The following is an 18,718-nucleotide window of genomic DNA, read 5'->3' as shown; positions in this document are numbered from 1 at the left end:
CCTGTCTGCTGATGGACCAAGCCATATCGCAATTTAAGAAGTTTTGTCTTTTTTTGCGAATCTATTTACATATAAGGCATATTTTGTAATACTTCTTTATTATAATGTAACTTTAAAAGGGCAGGAGTAGTGAATGTAGTTATGAATTCTAGGTGTGCAACGGAAATTTGTTCTGAGATTCGAATGAAGCGTTGGGAAATGATGGAGTTGGCGAAAATGTATGGACTTGGCCATGAGTATACCCTTCGCCAAAGCGAGCAGCTTGACAAACTTATAAATGAGTATCTGATCCTTCAACATCATTCATCAGTGGAAGTGAGAAATAAGCGAGATGAAATGGTTGTTATTGTACAGCAGCCCTTTAATGAAGACATTTCCTTTTAGAAGGAACTGAATGCCCATGACTTTTTATATTAGCAGGCAAGAGACAATAACTTTGTGTGATTTCTGGTGAAATGAATCATATCTGAAAACAAATAAAGAAAGATTTATGTAAACAAGAATATATCTTTTGAATTTCCTTTGGATTTGGGGTATATATCGAGGGGAGGTCACCAGAAGGTGTCCTTCGTGCATCGGATTGGTTTAGAAGTCTTGATTTTTCTGAATGGATTACACTGATAAATAAAAAGTAAGAGCTGACTCACTTGATGGAGCCAGCCATGGAAGTACCGCAATTATAAAATTTCCAATAATATGACCATGAACAAAAGGCCGATAATGAAGGAATAGGTGGATGTGCGTTCATTACCATCCCCATGGCTTTCGGGAATCAGTTCCTTATAAACGATGAAAAGCATGGCCCCGGCGGCGAAAGCTAGGCCGTATGGAACCAGGAACCCAATGTAAGAGGTTAAATAATAACCCAGTAAGCCTGTAATTATTTCGATGGTGCCGGTTAAGGTTGCAATCAGGAATGCGGTGAGTTTACCGATTTTTTGATTAATTAAAAACAAGGCGACCAGTAAGCCTTCCGGAGCATTTTGCAGGCCGATGGCAAAAGCGATCAAGTTACCTGTATCAGCTGTATCAGAGGCGTAACTGACCCCGACAGAAAGCCCCTCAGGAATATTATGGAGTGTAATGGCAGTGATGATGAGCAAGGCCTTTTCATCGAACTGAATACCACTTTTCGTATGGCTGAGATCGATATGAGGAATGTTTTGTTCCATGACCGTTAATGTCATTACCCCGAGAAAAACCCCAATTACCAGCTGAATATACCCACCGGTGGCCAGAGACTCCGGGATCAGGCTCAATAACGAAGCAGCCATCATGATTCCAGCGGTAAATGCCAGTAGCGTGTCTCTGAATCGATGTGTGATTGAACCTTGAATGAACAAGATCGGTAACGCACCAAACCCTGTAGACATAGCAGATAGGATGCTTCCTAATAAAACTCCACTCATAAATTTCTCCTTTGTAAGGTACTTATCGTTACTTCTTTGCGGATTTTTGGGTGAAACAATAATTCATTGTATTTAGACATAAAGAATATGTTCCTGGAAAAAACCATTTTGCATCAATCTTCTGCATACCATTTTTTCAATGTTAGATCAGACGGTAGCAATATGCTGATGATTCCCAGTAATGGCAGGAATCCCACTAGTTTAATCATGGATTCAATTCCAATTATATCTGCAATGGCTCCCAATGAAACGGATCCAATGGCACCCATTCCGAAGGCTAAACCTACGGTCAAGCCTGCCATCGTACCGACTTTTCCCGGGACCAATTCCTGTGCGTATATTACCGTGACGGAAAAACTGCTCATTATAATGAACCCCGCTATCAATAATAAGATAAAAGCGGCTGTAGGAGGTACGAATGGTAAAAGTGCGGTTATTGGCATGCTGGCAGCGAAAGAAAAGAAAATGATGTTTTTACGTCCGAATCTATCAGCAAGCGGGCCACCGAAAAAAGTACCGACAGCACCAGCTGCCAAAAAGGCAAATAGGAAAAATTGAGCGGCTTTTATCGTGAATGAATACTGTTCGATCAAATAAAAACTATAAAAGTTCGTCATGCACGATACATACCAGGAACGGGCAAAGATTATGAATAAGATCAATACCAGGGCTTTGGCCACTTTATGGGACCGCTCTTTATTGATTATTTTTGCAGCAAGCTTTTTAGGCTGGAAGTGAACTAATTTTTGGGAATACCAATTGGCAATATACAGCAATAGGATAACGGCCATTAAGGCAACCAGGGCAAACCAGAGTGCGCCCTTTTGACCAAATGGAACAAGTACGATGGCTGTGATGAGTGGGGCAAGTGCCTGACCGCTATTCCCGCCGACCTGATAAATGGATTGTGCCAGGCCTCTCTTTGGTCCGCCTGCCATGTAAGCAACCCTGGAGCCTTCCGGATGGAATATGGCCGACCCTAAGCCCATCAGGATGACTGCACCAAGGATAATGGTATAGTTTGGGGCAATTGCGAGAATGATGACCCCGATTAAAGTACTGGTCAACCCAATGGGCAATGCATATGGAAACGGTTTTTTATCCGTATAAAACCCAACTGCCGGTTGCAGGAGCGATGAGACGATATTCAGGCAGAATGCAATCATTCCAAGCTGTGTATATGAAAGCGACATTGATTTTTCGAGGATTGGGAACATGGCCGGTACGACGGCCTGAAGAGAATCATTCATTAAATGGCATATGCCTATGATGATCATGATTTTCAGAGTCATATCTTGTTTTTGCGTTTTTGTTTTAATGGCAGCGATACTTCCCATCTGTATATATCCTTCTTCCTTATTAAGATTTTTACCTATTCCATAAATAGATTCAATAAGCATGCACCGTATGCATGACACCCTTAAATAAATCGGGATCTTTACTAGTCTTCATGAAAAATTCGATAACTTTTCAAAGTATTGCTAATTGTGGTCTTTTATAAGCGGCAAGCTGATTGTAACGGTTGTACCGACCAGAGGTTTACTTGAAAACTCGATGGTGCCGTTAAAAGATTCAATGATTCGTTTACACACAAATAGCCCTAATCCCGTTCCTTCTTTTTTCGATGTATAGAAGGGATCGAACACTTTCCCTATATCCTTTTCAGTCAGTCCTTGCCCGTTATCGATGATCATGATTTTAGCCCATTCATTTTCATGGTGAATTCGAATCCTTAACTTTTTCCCAACTTCCATGGCCTCGAAACCGTTTTTGGCAATGTTGAGAATGACTTGTTTGAGTTGATCCTTTGTACAATGAACCAGGATTGGCTCCTTTATGATATTCCATTCCACTTCAATATTGAAATGACGTGCTTCTGATTCTATTATTGGTCTCAATTCAGCAATGATACTGCGAATATCATATAAGGATAAAGTTTGTACCATTGGCTTTCCTAAAATCAAAAATTCGCTGACGATGCTATTGATCCGTTCAATTTCCTTCATGATGACAGAGTAATAGAACTGATCTTGTTCCTCAGGGTGTTTTTCTACCAGTAACTGAACTAGCCCCTTTATGCCGGTAAGTGGGTTTTTTATTTCATGTGCAGTACTTGCAGCCAATGTACCGACAAAATCTATTTTTTGGCTTTCGTTTAGTAATTTTTGTTTTTTGGCATGCCTGCGAACGATCAGTTCCTCCATGATGATATAAATCATGTGAGTAATAAAGAAGGTGAAAAAGACAAGCATTAAAAAAACATTCATGTTATTTGTGTTAATCTTGTCGGGCACTTTGACGGACAGTTTCCAATCGACTTCGGTCAAAGGAACATCCACCCATGTTGAATGTCCATTGAATCCCTCGGCATTTATATCTAAAATTCGGGTTTTGTCCTTTGTTTCCAATATAAAGGTATGACCAGGGCTGAGCATTTTCAATATTTTTTCCATATGATCCAGCCTGATATGTGCCAATAAAAACCCTTGCACTTTTTTATCTTGATCCAGTATGGGAGCAAAAATGGAAAAATAATTAAAATGAGCGTTATAAAGCTCCTTTGTTCCTGTTACAACTGCTTTTTGAGTTTTTACTGCACGTTCTATATCATTTTGTTCGATTAAATGGTAATGATGGAAATTCTTGTTCGTACCCGAAATGGAAACACCGTCGCGATTTAGCCAATATACTCCGGCATACCTGGAATCTGTATCTTTGATCCAGTTCATAAGAAGTTCGGTTTTTTTATCATCCATATAAAGCACGGAACTGCTAAGGCTAAGCAGCTCAAGGTTTTCCTTCGTTTCCCTTATAACTTGATCTATGTATTCTTGATAAACCGTTCCCGCCCATTCAGCTTGTTCCTGTCTTTCTTTTTGAAGGGAACGTTCTAAATGCATCCAATAAATGATAGAGAGAAAAATTAATGGTAAAATAACAATAAGTAGGTATGTGGTGAATTTATGCCTCGTTTTCATGTTTGTCACTACTTTAGCTTTTTTTTCAAGTATATCAAAATGATTGATTAAACAATAGTGCATACTAACAGGGCAGATTGACAAAAAATCCTTAATGTCATATAATAACTTTTAATTCAAGATATTTTAATTAAAAATTTTTAAGGTTGTGAAGTTATGGAGAATAATAACATCCAACAGTCTTTGAAACTGTTCATTGTGATGTCTAGAGCTCATCGATCCATTAATGATGTGGTTAATAAACATATAGCTGAAGAGGGTTTGAATCCAACTGAGTTTGCAGTACTGGAATTGCTTTATCATAAAGGGGATCAGCCTCTTCAGCAAATAGGCGGAAAAATCCTGCTAGCCAGCGGCAGCATTACCTATGTCGTGGATAAACTTGAACAGAAGGAATATCTGCAGCGCATAGCATGTAAAGAGGATCGCCGTGTAACCTTTGCAAAGATAACCGATAAAGGAAAGGCCTTTATTGAAGGAGTATTTCCTGAGCATGAAAAAAGAATCGATGATATCATGAGTGTACTTACGCAAGATGAAAAGGCGACCGTGATCGAATTGCTTAAAAAGATTGGGTATTCCGCTCAGAATTAGCTAAAGAACCAGCACCTGGATTTGACTACAGGTGCTGTTTTTTTATGTCTGATAAAACATGAATTTGTTTTAGCGACATAAAAAGGTTTTTAATAAGCTATGGCGAATTAAATTACATTACGACAAACGTGATAATGGTGAATGTTACTTGGAAACGAATTCGATTGGATAACGTCATACTGGTTATACAGAAAAAATGTTTTATATTCGAAAGGGAGTTTACATATGAAATTTAATGAATATGAATATAAGCGGCCTGAAATGGATGAAATTAAAACCCGGTTCATGAAAGCTTTGGAAAAGTTTACGGATGCTGCAAATGCCGATGCACAAATAAAAGCCATGGAAGAAATAAACGGAATACGAAATTATGTAGGTACGATGTTTAATTTAGTCTATATCCGGCATTCCATAGATACCAATGATGTTTTTTATAAAGCGGAGAATGATTACTTAGATGACTTCTCCCCTGAAATGGAAGAATTGACCTCGAAATTTTACAATGATCTCGTTCGCTCGAAATTCCGTAAGGAGCTTGAGGAGAAATGGGGAACTCAACTATTTGACCTGGCAGAGGCCCAACTCAAAACCTTTTCGCCCGAAATCATACCACAGCTGCAAAAAGAAAATAAATTATCAAGTGAGTATTCACAATTAATTGCCTCTGCAAAAATTCGCTTTGATGGAAAAGAATTAACGCTTGCGCAGCTTCAGCCTTTTATGGAGTCCTCGGACCGTGAGTTAAGGAAAAATGCAAGTGAGGCATATTACGGTTTCTTTGAAGAAAAGCAGGAGGAATTGGATCGTATATTCGATGAACTTGTCAAGGTGAGGAATGGGATTTCGACAGCGCTGGGTTATGGGAATTTCGTGGAACTTGGGTATTATCGAATGACAAGGACTGATTATGATGCTGATATGGTTGCTGCATTCCGCAAGCAGGTAAAAGAGGAAGTGGTACCGCTTGTCACCCGGCTGAAGGAACGTCAGCGGGAACGTCTTGGATTGGAGAAGCTGAACTATTATGATGAGAATTTTCATTTCAGAACGGGTAATGCCATTCCAAAAGGCGATGCTGAGTGGATCATCGGAAATGGGAAAAGGATGTACCAGGAACTATCGCCTGATACGAATCAGTTTTTCAACTATATGATTGATAATGACCTGATGGACCTTGTGGCGAAAAAAGGAAAAGAAAGCGGTGGCTACTGTACTTTTATAGAAGACTATAAAGCTCCATTCATCTTTTCTAATTTCAATGGCACTTCCGGGGATATTGATGTTTTGACACATGAGGCAGGTCACGCATTTCAAGTGTATCGCAGCCGTGATCTTGATATTCCTGAATATTATTGGCCAACATATGAAGCATGTGAAATCCATTCGATGAGCATGGAATTTTTGACTTGGCCATGGATGGAGCTATTTTTCAAGGAAGATACGGAAAAATATAAGTTTTCCCATCTAAGCGGTGCCCTCATATTCCTCCCGTATGGGGTAGCTGTTGATGAATTTCAGCATTTTGTCTATGAAAATCCTAATGCCTCCCCCGTTGAAAGAAAGCAGGCTTGGCGTAAGATCGAGATGGAATATTTGCCGCATCGCGATTATGAAGGAAATGAATTCTTGGAGCATGGCGGGTATTGGCAGCGGCAAAGCCACATTTATCAATCACCCTTTTATTATATCGACTATACATTGGCCCAGATTTGTGCTTTCCAATTCTGGAAAAGGTCGACTGAAAAAGATGAAACGGCTTGGGAGGATTATTTGAATCTGTGCCAACTTGGAGGCAGCAAGTCCTTCCTTGATCTCGTTGAATCTGCGAATCTGAAATCACCGTTTGTTGACGGTACTGTACAGTCCGTTGTGAAGGTGATAGACGAATGGCTCTCCACTGTTGATGATAAGGCATTATGAAATGGTCTAACTCTGAACCATGATTATAAAAGAAGACTTGGTTTTCCTTCATGAACACTTTTTTAACCTTATTGGATTGAAGAAATTTGCCACACTCCTGCCGAGGTGCTTGCAATGATGCGGCATGAAAGACAGTCGGCGGAAAGGGAGTGAATTTCTGGAATCAACTGGTACGTTTATTAATTAGTATTCAGTCTGAACGCTTGGAGATTATTCCAAGCGTTTTTTTAAATATTCATGCATTCGGAATGATGCTTCAAAGTGAAATGCATAGGGGGTTTCAGACTGCACTGTGAGAGAATGAAACCGAGGAAAAAACAGCCGACGAAAGGAATATTGCCCGGCTTGTCTTAAATGTCCCTTCCTTACATATAAATGTAGGGAGGAGGGGAGAGTATGCTGTCAAGATGGTCAGGGAGTTTTCAGATTGCAGCGGTTTATGTAGGCACAGTCGTCGGTGCAGGATTTGCAACTGGAAAAGAGATTGTCGAGTTTTTTACCCGTTATGGTTTTTATGGCTTTATCGGGATTTTAATAGCAGGTTATATTTTCATATTCACCGGGACTAAAATCATGCTCATTTCCGCAAGGATCAGAGCATCTTCGTATGAGGAGTTCAATCAATTTCTTTTTGGGAAGAAAATAGCAGGAATCATCAACTTCTTTTTCCTAATCATGCTGTTAGGGGTGACGGCTGTCATGATTTCGGGTTCTGGAGCCGTTTTTGAAGAACAACTTGGCGTGCCTAAAAGTATAGGAAGTTGGTCTACGATCATCCTGGCATCCTTGGTCCTGATGATGGGCATGCGCGGTGTTTTCACTGTGAACTCGTTTGTTGTACCAATCATGATCTGCTTTAGCGTGATTCTTTTTTTCTCGACTTTAGGTAATGGGGATTTCTTTAAGACCCTTACAAAAGTTCCGGATGAAGTGATCACCGTGAAAATGCTTTTGTCCCCCTTTGCCTACACAGCCTTTAATCTTGCTTTGGCACAGGCTGTGCTGGTTCCGGTTGCGTATGAAGTTCGAGATGAGAAGGTCATTAAGCATGGAGCAATTCTTGGAGGGATATTCCTGACCATCATTTTATTGACGGGGCATTTTTCACTTATGACACTTCCTGACGTGAATCGTTATGAAATTCCTTCAGCAGTTATTATGAGAACTGCGGCCGGTCAGTTGTATTGGATGTTCATTTTGGTGATATACGGAGAGATATTCACATCGGTCATCGGAAACATATATGGCTTACAGAGGCAAATCAGCAGTTATATTAAATTGCCAAGCATGCTGATCATAGCGGTGATCTTTTTAATAGCTTTAGTCATTAGTGAATTCGGATATGGAAGGTTACTAGGATATATTTATCCGGTTTTTGGATACATAAGCCTCCTTTTTTTAGTGCTGGTCTGGAAGAGCAAGGCAGGCAAGGAGTAATGGAGAACGGGGGGCCTGGCCCTAGCCCTCCGTACCATGGGGAAATCAATGGTCACCCTTTCATCAGCGTCTTAGCCATCTCTAGAAAAGCATCCCGGTAATCTTTATCTTTTTTCGTGAACATCGTTAAGCGGACGGGGGCTTTTTCATCCTTGAGCAAAATAGAAGTGATGACATCATCCCCACTTTCCACTTCAAATCCTGTGCCGCTCTCGATATCGAGTGAAGGATCCCTAATCGTTTCTGAAATGCTTTTCAGCTGGTCTTGAACATTTTCTTCCACCTCATCCCAACTGACATCGGCCTTCAACAATTCGATTCTCATATAAATGGAGTCATCTTCAATCAGGAACACAATATCTTTTCCAGGTTCTTCGGCACTTAACCTGAATTGTTGCAAAACATAGAGGCTGAACGGTTGATTATCGCTTTTTTTTAGGAATGCTGTTTTTTCTTTTGCTTCCCCGTTCATTGTATACTGCAGGTTTTGCTCCATCAGTCTTATTTTATTACGATTGCCTCTTTGAGAAGTGTTGCCTCCGTTCTCCTCTTTTATTGAATCTTCCTGTGGCTCATCTGCATTTTCGTCTGTGGCCGTACCGCAGCCAGTCAGCAGAAAAGCGGCGAATGTGACACAGCCAATATAACGTGTCCAACAAGTCATGTGTTTCCCTCCTCTTTCTGATAGAAATTTCAAACTGGATATTCCTGCATCACATACAGGTGCTTTTCCCTTTAATGAATTAGACGGCATGTAATGGAAATGGTTACAAAAAGCGGGGGAATCGAATGGGGCGATTGCTAAAAAGTGAAAAACGGAATGGTCATCTAGTAACCATCCCGTTTGATAAATTGAATTATCCTATGATTTTATAATTTTTATGGTTTACGACTGTTTTTTGTTCAAGCTCCAAATCACGATAATTTTCCATATACGTGACGTCCACGATTACTGAGTTCTCGTTCACTTTCTCGACGATTCCTTTTAAGCCTTCTCTAAATTCAATGATATTTCCAACTTCCGCTTTCTTCATGGTAATCATCCTTTCCCATTTTGTTTCCAATGATCAAAAAGTAACAATGGAGTAATTGGATTATTCGAACATCTTGCCGTTTAGATTTTGACGTGGGAAGTGCTAGTAAGAGAATTAGTTATCTCTTATGTCGGTACAGTAAGCTAAACTTTTAAAAGGAGGTACGATTCTTGTAATGGAGCGTTGTAAAGATGTGGCATAATTTGGTATATCTTGCAAACGCAGTTATGCTTACCAGTATGTAATTATATGTACAAAAAATGCCAAACATTTTACATTATGATATTTTAATATACAGTTTGCACTATTTTAAAGCATTCGTAAAGAATAATGTAGTAAGTGGGCAACAAAAAATTCCGATTTATATGAAGCGGCAAGTTTATGTTAAAATGAAAGCGGAATTTCTCCTGTCTGAAAATGATGGAACATTCGATAATTAAGGAGGATAATATATGAATGCAGAGGAAGCAAAAGAAGTACTCGATAAATTGGCAAATCGGGAAATGGAAGAGTTCCGGATAACAAAAGAAGAATTTTTAGCTTTTCGTGAGGTTCTTGTTAATAGGGATGACTTTAAACATTTTCGGGGGAATGCTCAACATAACGGTGTGATAATTTATACGTATTTAGAAGAAGCGAGAAGTTGATGGATGTATAGTTTGGGGTGGCTCATGATTGAGCCGCCCCAAATTATTTATAATGGAAAAATCAATTGTTTCCTTAATTTATTTAAGGCGGACTTTCTCCATGATTTGACGGCTGCAGCAGTAACTTGATATATCTCAGCTATTTCAGTCACGGTTTTATTTTCAAGGTATGTCTGTAAAAGCCAGCGTTGCTGATTCAGTGTCAATCCTTCCGTATAGGTTAATATATTTTCGATCGCAAAGGCCTCTTCATGCATTGAAAAAGGATCTTTAATCATCTCTAATAGGAAGGAATCAAAGGGTTCGGTACGGATTTCATATTTATGATGATGCTTTAATTCGTTCAGAATTTTGCCTTTGATTACCGTATAGGCATAGTTGGAGAATTGTCCGTATTCCTCATTGTAATTCCCTAATGACTCCCATAAAGCGATCAAGCCTACTTGAAAATATTCTTCCTTATTTTTATAGATGGAAAGTGAGCGGATAATATGATGGATCATCGGGGTGAATTCTTCCGTTAGCGCTGAGAAATCTTTCATTAAGCAAGTCACCTTTAGAAAGTGCACTTTCCTGTATTCCCGGGTGCTTCTACCATAAATAAATCGATCGGATAAAGCCAAATGGCATAACCGAAAAATGGCGGTAATAACAAGTGGGTTTTAAAGGAGCTAAGAGAACCTTTTTGATGAGAAAAGGATAATTAAGGAAATATTGAGTGTGTGGGACCAATTGAAAAAACACATCCTAAGATTGGATGTGCCGAAACATCATGTTCCGTTTGTCGACAAGGGTAGTTTGGAATGGCCTCATTTAAAACAAGGATATATTTTATAGTTCAACTTTGATTTCCACTTCATCATCTGGGAGCCTCCTCGGCACGCCTGCGGGGGTCCCCCTCAGACCGCTTTTCCTGCAGGAGTCTCGTACACCCGCTCCAATCAACTTTGTTTTAAAACATAGAAATCCTTTTGTCCACAGTTTTTTGAGGCGGTGTAAAATTTAGATTTCCACTTCAGGCACTCGCTTTCCGCGGGTGTTCCGGGAGCCCCTCGGCGTCTTTAAGCCTGTGGGGTCTCCCTTAGACGCGCTTTTCCCGCAGGAGTCTCGCACCTTACGTTCCAATCAACTGGAAACTTCTCTTTTTAGAAATATTTTAGGAAAACTGGCTCTTCTTCTCCAATTCGTCTACAGTCTGGCGGTTCCGCCAATTTTCCGGCAAAAGGAGTTTTGAATTGCTCTCGCCCCGAACCATGAATTTAAAAGAAGACTAGAATATCCTTAATGTTTTTTTTTACTATAATCCTCATTGGATGGAAGAAATTTGCGACACTCCTGCCGAAATACTGGCTAGCCTAGACCCCGGAGACGCCTGAGTCGAGGAGGCTTGGCAGCCAGTCGGCGGAAAGGGAGCGGATTTCTGAAATCAACTGGAATTTTTAAAAGAAAAAACAGCTGGCTCGTCTTATTCCGAACCCTATATAAGACTAGTATATCCTTCATGTTTTTTTCCTGTACTAATTAATGGATGGAGAAATTTGCTACACTACAGCCGGCAGAAGGGGAGCGGATTTTTCAAATCAACTCGATCTTTTTTTAATAAAACCAATGTATTTGTTAACTTTGTGATTTTCTGAATCCAGCATCCTGTGCGTCTTTTTCAGTACAAAACATCTCTTCTGGTTTAGTTATTTCGTAATATTGGCCCGAAGGAATGTGATAAATTTTATTGCCTTTGGAATTTATATTCCCTTTAATTTGCGGGTTATTGCAAGACCCAGTGGGCTTTTCCACGGGTGCTTCTTTTGACTTCGAATCATCGAACCCTTTTGAAGTTGCATAGTTTTCAATTGACCAAATACCGATTTCGTCTTGTTGGGCTTGTTTTTGAATATTTTCCAATTCATCAAGGTATTTCGTGTTCGGTGCATAAACATAGGCTACCCTCGCCAGTCCTTTTTCCAGCAGGAGTTTATTCACCATTTTACCATCTACATAAAAATAGGCCAGCAGCCGGCCGTATTTATCTCTTTCACCTATGCCGGTTTCTACTTCCACTTTAGAGCCCGAAGGCATGAGTTCCTTGGCGAACTTGCTTGCTTCAGGTCCAAAAGGCTGAACGGGCTTGGATGGGTGCACGGTTTCTGGAGTATCTATCAACAGGAGCCTGACCGTTTCTTGATTTCCATTAGTCATTTTGATTTTTACTGTATCTCCGTCAATAACTTTGATGATCTCGGCTGTGAATGTCTTGCCTTTCTCTTCATTTGAAGAATCCGCACTGGAACGGGTGTCTTCGTTGGAAAGTGAATCTTCCTGTTTGGATTGATTGATCACGTTATCTGAAGCTGCCTGGCAGCCAGACAACGTGATCAGGCAAAGTGCAGTAAGGAGAAAAACATTCAGGTAAGAATGTAAAAAGGAATTTCCGTTCATGATAAGTCCCTCCATTTATTAAGGTGTTTTCCACGTCTTCATGGATATATTCGGCAGGAATAATACTAACCTATAAAAATGCGAAAGAAAATGAAAATCTTTACATGCATCGCTACCCCATATCAGGATAGTTTCTTATAATGATATCGTGGAGTATGGGAGGCAGGCGGATAAAATGATATTCAGGCTAGAAAATATTAAATATAAAGGGATTTTGAATATTGATGATTTGGAAATACCGGCGTGTATGGTTACTTGTTTGACTGGGGAAAGCGGTTCAGGAAAAACCTCACTGCTACGATTATTGAACAGGATGGATGACCCGGATAGCGGTTCGATTTATTATCAGGATCAGTTGCTGGATGAATTCAACCCGATAGAGCTCCGGCGTAAAGTCACAATGCTTTCTCAGGCACCATTCACTTTACCGGGTACGATTGAAGAAAATCTTCAGATTGGCCTGGAATTGACGGAACGGGAAAAAAAGGATAAAGAAGAATTGTTCAAAGCACTTGAAACGGTCCAGTTACAGAAGTCCTTAGACGAGGGTGCGGAATATCTTTCTGGCGGGGAGAAACAGAGGCTGGCACTGGCGAGGTTACTTTTATTGAACCCCGACGTGTATTTATTGGATGAGCCGACTTCAGCTCTTGATGAGGAAGCCGAGCTGACGGTCATGGGGCGTTTTTTAGAAGGAGTGAAGCGGGAAAAAGGAACGGTCATCATGATAACCCATTCAAAACAGCTGGCGGACATGTGTGCTGAACATAGGATCGTTCTGAAAAAGGCGAAGGAGAGTGACTATTAATGGAGTCGAATGGGATAATAGATATTGAGTTCTGGCGTCTTTGTGCGGCCTACGTGTTTGTAGTGATTCTGCTCATAATCGTGAAGTGGCGCGGGATTACACGGGAAAAGCAAATCATGCTGGCCACAGTGCGGATGACTGTCCAACTCATTCTCGCAGGATATGTTTTGACATATATCTTTGAAAATCCCCACCCATTACTTTCTTTAGGATTTTTATGTGTGATGGCCCTATTTTCCATCCATAATATTTTTAAGCAAGTGTCCCATACTCTTAATAAGAAAATCAAAAGGATCGTTATCTTAAGTATGTTGTCAGGTCCCATGGCTGCCTTGTTTTATTTTAATGTGGTCGTGATTCATTTCACGCCATGGTATGAGCCGAGGTACTTCATTCCAATTGCAGGGATGATCGTGGGGAATGCCATGACCGGAGTGACATTGGCGCTTAAGAACCTTCATGAAGGGATAAGCGGTAATCGTGAAAGGGTAGAAGCGATGTTGATGCTTGGAGCGACTCCAGCGAGGGCTGTGAAGAAATATGTGGATGCTGCATTCGACTCGGCTGTGCTCCCGACTTTGAACAATATGCTCGGGATGGGGATTATCTTCCTTCCAGGAATGATGACAGGGCAAATCATTTCGGGGATAAGCCCGCTAATTGCTATTGAGTACCAGATTGCGATTCTGATTGGAATTCTCGGAAGTGTTTCATTAACGGTGGTCCTTTTCATTATGCTGAGTTTCAGGGCTTTTTTTACCAAAAATGCACAGCTGTCCATTTAAACATTGAAGAATCTGAAAAGTAATAGTTGCAGTTCCATCTATATTTTTGTACTATTTTGTAGGTACCAATAGTTTTGGTTTGTTTGTTGGGAATGATAATGCTATCCTGATAAGGAAAAGGGCATTTCTTTTTTCATTTGGATAGAGAAAACCCCTTACATAACCTATTTTTGTTAATTTATCTTAAAGGAGATTGATCTATATGGTAGAAAAAACATTTACAGTAACTGCAGAAACAGGAATTCACGCGCGTCCGGCAACATTGCTAGTACAAGCTGCAGGAAAATTCGATTCAGAAATAAACCTTGCATATAAAGAGAAAAAAGTGAACCTTAAGTCCATTATGGGTGTAATGTCCCTAGGTATCGGCAAAGGTGCGGAAATTACGATTTCTGCTGAAGGAAGCGATGAAAATGATGCACTGAACACACTTGCTGAAACGTTGAACAGAGAAGGATTAGCAGAATAATGTCCACTTTGATTAGTGGAATAGCAGCTTCAAACGGAATAGCCATCGCTAAAGCCTATCGACTGACTGAGCCAGATTTATCGATTGTAAAAAGAAGCATAGAAGATGTTGGGGCTGAAATATCCCGTTTTAAGGAAGCTATTCAAAAGTCAATAAATGAATTGGAAATAATCAGGGATAAAGCCGAAAAGGATCTAGGGGCCGATAAAGCCGCAATCTTTGACGCGCACCTGCTTGTTTTGGCTGATCCGGAACTTATCACTCCAATTCAGGATAAAATACAATCAGAAAACGTCAACGCAGAGTTTTCCTTAAATGAAACCGCAAGCATGTTCATTACGATGTTTGAACAAATGGATAATGAATACATGAAGGAACGAGCAGCGGATATCCGTGACGTCACGAAACGGGTGCTGTCACATCTTTTAGGTGTTCATATTCCTAACCCTAGCATGATTGCTGAAGAAGTGATCATCATTGCGGAGGATTTGACTCCATCCGATACAGCACAGTTGAATCCGGCATATGTTAAAGGATTCACGACCGATATCGGTGGACGTACATCCCATTCAGCCATAATGGCCCGTTCATTGGAAATTCCAGCAGTCGTTGGAGCGAAGTCAGTGACTTCTTCAATTGAAAATGGTGACTTGGTCATAATTGACGGGTTAAAGGGTGAAGTCCACATCAATCCCACTCCTGAACTCGTGAAACGCTACGAAGAGGAGCAGGAAGCCTATGCCAGGCAAAAAGCTGAGTGGGCGAAACTTGTTCATGAAAAAACCGTTACGAATGATGGCCACCATGTGGAATTGGCAGCCAATATTGGCACGCCGAAAGATCTGGAGGGCGTTCATCAAAATGGCGGTGAAGGCATCGGGTTATATCGTACGGAATTTCTTTATATGGGCAGAAATGACTTTCCAAGTGAAGAAGAACAGTTCGAGGCATACAAAGCTGTGCTGGAAGGAATGTCAGGGAAGCCTGTAGTCGTCAGAACGCTTGATATAGGCGGAGACAAGGAGTTGCCTTATTTAGAGCTTCCTAAGGAAATGAACCCTTTCCTTGGCTACCGTGCGATTCGCCTTTGCTTAAATGAGCAGGAGATTTTCCGGACCCAGCTGCGTGCCCTGCTTCGTGCAAGCATTTACGGGGATTTGAAGATCATGTTCCCGATGATTGCAACACTGGCTGAATTCCGCGAAGCTAAAGCCGTCTTGGCTGAAGTCAGGCAGGAATTGCTTGATAATGGTATTCAAGTTGCCGAAAAGATTGAAGTCGGAATCATGGTTGAAATTCCTTCAACTGCAGTGATGGCGGATATATTTGCTAAGGAAGTCGATTTCTTCAGCATAGGCACTAATGACTTGATTCAGTATACGATGGCCGCTGACCGAATGAATGAGAGAGTATCTTATTTATATCAACCATACAATCCAGCGATTTTACGCTTGGTTAAAATGGTCATAGATGCAGCTCATAAAGAAGGGAAATGGGCCGGAATGTGCGGGGAAATGGCTGGAGATGAAGTGGCCATCCCGATTTTAATCGGATTGGGCCTTGATGAATTCTCAATGAGTGCCACTTCGATTTTAAAAGCACGTTCTTTAATTAGCCAACTTTCGCTTGAAGAGATGAAAAAATTATCTCAGGAAGTTCTGGGGCTGGACACGAATGATAATGTGAAAGAAGCGGTTGTTAACGCTTTGAAGAAATAATTAAAATCAGGAAAACAGCACCCCATCCATTAGAACCTTCGGATGGGGTGCTGTCCTGTAATTCTTGTTTACTTTAAAGAAAAAATGTTTATTGCACCAAAATAGGGGTAAATAAAAAGCAAGCACAGTTGTTTAGCTCTTTTAGGGCAGCTGACATTCTCATTTCCCCCTTTGAAGCCGGTTGGTTATCCAGCCGGCTATTTTTTTTGCAAATAAAAAATCACAAGAATGATTATTCAGATTTTTCACTTTACGGTTATAACGATATAATGGAATTATATTTTTAAGAAGATGGAGGTTAGATATAATATGGAATTACATTTGGAAAAGAAAAACGCCTTGATTTTAGCTTCAAGTCAAGGTTTGGGGATGGCTATGGCAGCCGAATTGGTTAAAGAAGGAGCAAATGTCATGCTAGCCAGCCGTGATGGAGAAAAGCTAGCCGCCGTACAAAGGGAATTATCACAGCTTGGGACGGGTAAAGTTTCTTATAAGGTAACGGATATAACAAAAGCTGAAGATATTAAAAGCCTGGTTGCGCAAACCGTTGAAGAATTCGGCGGTATCGATATTCTTATTAATAATGCCGGAGGTCCTCCAGGAGGTTCTTTTTCAGATTTCAATGATGAAGAATGGCAACAATCTTTTGAACTTAATTTACTAAGCTTCATAAGGACGATTCGTGAGACCTTGCCACATTTAAAAAAACAAGGCGGGAAAATCGTTAATATTGCTTCTTCATCCATTAAGGAACCGATTCCAGGACTGATATTATCGAATACATTCCGGACGGCAATCGTTGGTTTGTCGAAGACGTTAGCTTCAGAATTAGCACCAGACAGGATTTTGATCAATACAGTCGGTCCAGGAAGAATCGCAACGGATCGTGTTCAACACCTTGATAAGATGAATGCAGAGAAACAAGGCGTCACTCCTGAGGAGATGACTGAACTATCCATTAATAAAATCCCTCTTGGGCGTTATGGGGAACCCGAGGAATTTGCAAAGTTCGTTACTTTCCTTGTTTCAGGTGCTAATACATATATAACGGGGCAGTCCTATTTAGTTGACGGAGGTATGATAAAGTCCATTTAAGTTCTGTTTTAAACAAAATGATTGGGAGGAATCTGCATTGATGCAATCGAACAAAGTGATCGGCTTCATTGGTTTAGGAGTTATGGGAAAAAGCATGGCCGCACATCTGCTTAAGGCGGGGTTTGAGGTATTTGTTTATACAAGGACGAAAGATAAGTCAAGTGAACTGCTCTCACAGGGAGCGAAGTGGGCAGCTGCTCCAAAGGAAATTGCGCAAAAAGCTAATGTGATCATTTCCATGGTGGGATACCCTAGTGATGTGGAGGAAATCTATCTTGGGGAAAATGGGCTTATCGAGAACGGGAAACAAGGAACCTATTTAATCGATATGACGACCTCGACTCCAACTTTGGCAGTGAAGATAGCAGAGGAAGCGAAGAAAAGGGGCATGGAATCTTTGGATGCACCGGTTTCCGGAGGAGATATCGGTGCTCGTGATGCAAAGCTCACGATCATGGTCGGCGGGTCTAGTGAGGCATTTGAAGCGGTCCTGCCCATTTTTGAAATCCTTGGCAGCAATGTTGTCCATCAAGGCCCCGCTGGTTCAGGACAGCATACGAAAATGTGCAATCAAATCGCCATTGCATCCAATATGATCGGAGTGACTGAAGCGATTTCCTATGCAAAAAAGGCGGGGTTGGATCCGGACCGGGTATTAAGAAGCATATCATCGGGGTCTGCCGGGAGCTGGTCATTGTCCAATCTCGTACCGCGGATGGTTGAAGGGGATTTTGAACCTGGTTTTTATATCAAGCATTTTATCAAGGATATGAAGATTGCACTCGATGAAGCGGAAAGAATGGGAATGGACGCTCCTGGATTAAGCCTGAGCAAATCCCTGTATGAGGGGCTGGCAGAAGCTGGCGAAGAAAATAGCGGTACACAGGCATTATATAAACATTATAATTAAGTGCTAGCATTTCTTTATCATGAATAAGCTGATAGCGACAGCCTTTACAAAAAGGAGTGAAAGCTATGGGCGAATTCGATGATATCAATATGAAATTCCAGGAATTAGAAGATGGTCGATATATTGTAAGGATTGAAGGTTTTAAACGAGAAAAAACCATTCATCAAACAAAGCCCATTCGTTGGGATCTGAAATTAATGAATGAAAGTCCGCTAATCTTGCCGGTGAAATTCAGTCATATCGAAACGAATGCCGGTTTTCAGATACTGATGCGCGAATTGAAGAGCTTAGGCTTTTCAAAGCCGCGCTCCGCAAAGGAATTTGAAGAAGTGATGGCTGATTTACTTGGGTCCATCGTTGAAGTGAGCCTTACCACGACAAATAAGGAAGAAGGATATCGGGAAATTCGTTTTTTACGAAGATTGTATTAGTTGGCGGCAAGGTGAAAAACCTTAGGTAGCCTGACATCCTTGAAAAT

The 18,718-nt window shown here is 40.8% G+C and carries 18 protein-coding genes and 1 pseudogene; 12 read left to right on the top strand and 7 right to left on the bottom strand.

Annotated features, from left to right (window positions below):
* Positions 1 to 141 precede the first annotated feature (141 nt).
* Positions 142 to 384, top strand: a complete 243-nt coding sequence (locus OTG27_RS09370; protein WP_034314155.1) for an aspartyl-phosphate phosphatase Spo0E family protein — start codon at positions 142 to 144, stop codon at positions 382 to 384.
* Positions 385 to 677: 293 nt separating this feature from the next.
* Here OTG27_RS09370 and OTG27_RS09365 read toward each other — a convergent pair whose 3' ends face one another.
* The 3 genes from OTG27_RS09365 to OTG27_RS09355 all read right to left on the bottom strand — a co-directional run bounded on the left by OTG27_RS09365 (position 678) and on the right by OTG27_RS09355 (position 4,387).
* Positions 678 to 1,409: a ZIP family metal transporter gene (locus OTG27_RS09365; RefSeq protein ID WP_057278998.1), complete on the bottom strand. Its 732-nt coding sequence runs from the start codon at positions 1,407 to 1,409 to the stop codon at positions 678 to 680.
* 113 nt (positions 1,410 to 1,522) lie between these two features.
* Positions 1,523 to 2,746 (bottom strand): MFS transporter, encoded by a 1,224-nt coding sequence (locus tag OTG27_RS09360; RefSeq protein WP_063577806.1) that lies wholly within the window; start codon positions 2,744 to 2,746, stop codon positions 1,523 to 1,525.
* Between the two features lie 144 nt (positions 2,747 to 2,890).
* Positions 2,891 to 4,387 carry a PAS domain-containing sensor histidine kinase gene (locus OTG27_RS09355; RefSeq protein ID WP_268936755.1) on the bottom strand — a complete coding sequence of 499 codons (1,497 nt, stop codon included), beginning with the start codon at positions 4,385 to 4,387 and terminating at the stop codon, positions 2,891 to 2,893.
* 156 nt (positions 4,388 to 4,543) lie between these two features.
* Between OTG27_RS09355 and OTG27_RS09350 the strand changes: the two genes are divergently transcribed.
* From OTG27_RS09350 to OTG27_RS09340, 3 genes are all read left to right on the top strand, one after another.
* Positions 4,544 to 4,981, top strand: a complete 438-nt coding sequence (locus tag OTG27_RS09350; RefSeq protein WP_034314147.1) for a MarR family winged helix-turn-helix transcriptional regulator — start codon at positions 4,544 to 4,546, stop codon at positions 4,979 to 4,981.
* A gap of 225 nt (positions 4,982 to 5,206) precedes the next feature.
* A complete protein-coding gene (locus tag OTG27_RS09345) occupies positions 5,207 to 6,901 on the top strand; it encodes a M3 family oligoendopeptidase (RefSeq protein ID WP_268936754.1) in 1,695 nt (564 codons plus the stop codon).
* A 396-nt stretch (positions 6,902 to 7,297) separates the two neighbouring features.
* Positions 7,298 to 8,338 carry a YkvI family membrane protein gene (locus tag OTG27_RS09340; protein ID WP_268936753.1) on the top strand — a complete coding sequence of 347 codons (1,041 nt, stop codon included), beginning with the start codon at positions 7,298 to 7,300 and terminating at the stop codon, positions 8,336 to 8,338.
* Between the two features lie 52 nt (positions 8,339 to 8,390).
* Here OTG27_RS09340 and OTG27_RS09335 read toward each other — a convergent pair whose 3' ends face one another.
* Positions 8,391 to 9,002 (bottom strand): hypothetical protein, encoded by a 612-nt coding sequence (locus OTG27_RS09335; protein ID WP_057279002.1) that lies wholly within the window; start codon positions 9,000 to 9,002, stop codon positions 8,391 to 8,393.
* Positions 9,003 to 9,195: 193 nt separating this feature from the next.
* Positions 9,196 to 9,372, bottom strand: coding sequence for a YkvS family protein (locus tag OTG27_RS09330; RefSeq protein ID WP_064505160.1), 177 nt, complete (start codon positions 9,370 to 9,372; stop codon positions 9,196 to 9,198).
* A 452-nt stretch (positions 9,373 to 9,824) separates the two neighbouring features.
* Between OTG27_RS09330 and OTG27_RS09325 the strand changes: the two genes are divergently transcribed.
* Positions 9,825 to 10,019, top strand: coding sequence for a hypothetical protein (locus OTG27_RS09325; protein ID WP_048678216.1), 195 nt, complete (start codon positions 9,825 to 9,827; stop codon positions 10,017 to 10,019).
* Between the two features lie 47 nt (positions 10,020 to 10,066).
* Here OTG27_RS09325 and OTG27_RS09320 read toward each other — a convergent pair whose 3' ends face one another.
* Positions 10,067 to 10,561, bottom strand: coding sequence for a sigma-70 family RNA polymerase sigma factor (locus OTG27_RS09320; protein WP_098865222.1), 495 nt, complete (start codon positions 10,559 to 10,561; stop codon positions 10,067 to 10,069).
* Positions 10,562 to 11,636: 1,075 nt separating this feature from the next.
* Positions 11,637 to 12,455, bottom strand: a complete 819-nt coding sequence (locus tag OTG27_RS09315; RefSeq protein ID WP_268936752.1) for a thermonuclease family protein — start codon at positions 12,453 to 12,455, stop codon at positions 11,637 to 11,639.
* A gap of 178 nt (positions 12,456 to 12,633) precedes the next feature.
* Between OTG27_RS09315 and OTG27_RS09310 the strand changes: the two genes are divergently transcribed.
* From OTG27_RS09310 to OTG27_RS09280, 7 genes and pseudogenes are all read left to right on the top strand, one after another.
* The gene (locus tag OTG27_RS09310; RefSeq protein ID WP_063577805.1) at positions 12,634 to 13,263 is read left to right on the top strand and encodes an ABC transporter ATP-binding protein; all 630 of its coding nucleotides are present in this window, start codon (positions 12,634 to 12,636) and stop codon (positions 13,261 to 13,263) included.
* The gene (locus OTG27_RS09305; RefSeq protein WP_063576958.1) at positions 13,263 to 14,048 is read left to right on the top strand and encodes an ABC transporter permease; all 786 of its coding nucleotides are present in this window, start codon (positions 13,263 to 13,265) and stop codon (positions 14,046 to 14,048) included. The genes OTG27_RS09310 and OTG27_RS09305 overlap by 1 nt, the downstream gene beginning before the upstream one ends.
* 202 nt (positions 14,049 to 14,250) lie before the next feature.
* The gene (locus tag OTG27_RS09300; RefSeq protein WP_034314127.1) at positions 14,251 to 14,517 is read left to right on the top strand and encodes a phosphocarrier protein HPr; all 267 of its coding nucleotides are present in this window, start codon (positions 14,251 to 14,253) and stop codon (positions 14,515 to 14,517) included.
* Entirely contained in the window at positions 14,517 to 16,235 is a 1,719-nt protein-coding gene (gene ptsP / locus OTG27_RS09295; protein ID WP_034314124.1) for a phosphoenolpyruvate--protein phosphotransferase, read from the top strand. Before OTG27_RS09300 ends, ptsP begins: the two co-directional genes overlap by 1 nt.
* Before the next feature lie 309 nt (positions 16,236 to 16,544).
* Positions 16,545 to 17,330 (top strand): SDR family oxidoreductase, encoded by a 786-nt coding sequence (locus OTG27_RS09290; RefSeq protein ID WP_268936751.1) that lies wholly within the window; start codon positions 16,545 to 16,547, stop codon positions 17,328 to 17,330.
* A gap of 22 nt (positions 17,331 to 17,352) precedes the next feature.
* A pseudogene (locus OTG27_RS09285) lies at positions 17,353 to 18,240 on the top strand (NAD(P)-dependent oxidoreductase); the annotation flags it as partial.
* Between the two features lie 65 nt (positions 18,241 to 18,305).
* A complete protein-coding gene (locus OTG27_RS09280) occupies positions 18,306 to 18,671 on the top strand; it encodes a hypothetical protein (protein ID WP_034314117.1) in 366 nt (121 codons plus the stop codon).
* The last annotated feature ends 47 nt before the right edge of the window (positions 18,672 to 18,718 follow it).

The sequence above is a fragment of the Peribacillus sp. AS_2 genome, assembly GCF_026891895.1.
Classification (GTDB): Bacteria; Bacillota; Bacilli; order Bacillales; family DSM-1321; genus Peribacillus; species Peribacillus frigoritolerans.
Note: the sequence above shows the minus strand (reverse complement) of the source record. Positions and strands in the feature narration are given on the sequence as shown.